Origin of the sequence: Streptomyces sp. P17 (assembly GCF_032436805.1) — a bacterium.
Lineage (GTDB): Bacteria > Actinomycetota > Actinomycetes > Streptomycetales > Streptomycetaceae > Streptomyces.
Window position 1 is genome coordinate 1 of sequence record NZ_JAVRBF010001266.1, and the last position, 248, is coordinate 248.

A 248-nucleotide genomic window follows, 5' to 3' on the forward strand; every position below is an offset into this window, starting at 1 on the left:
GTAATAACATGTCAATTATTACTGACGTTTACGCTCGCGAAGTCCTTGACTCACGCGGTAACCCAACACTTGAAGTAGAAGTTTACACTGAATCTGGTGCTTTCGGTCGTGGTATGGTTCCATCAGGAGCATCTACAGGTGAGCACGAAGCAGTAGAACTTCGCGATGGTGACAAATCTCGTTACCTTGGTCTTGGTACACAAAAAGCTGTTGACAATGTAAATAACATTATCGCTGAAGCAATCATC

General features: G+C 43.5%; 1 pseudogene. It reads left to right on the top strand.

Annotated elements, in window-relative coordinates:
• Window positions 1–8: 8 nt before the first annotated feature.
• Window positions 9–248 (top strand): annotated as a pseudogene (eno, locus tag RMT89_RS44640) (phosphopyruvate hydratase); the annotation flags it as partial.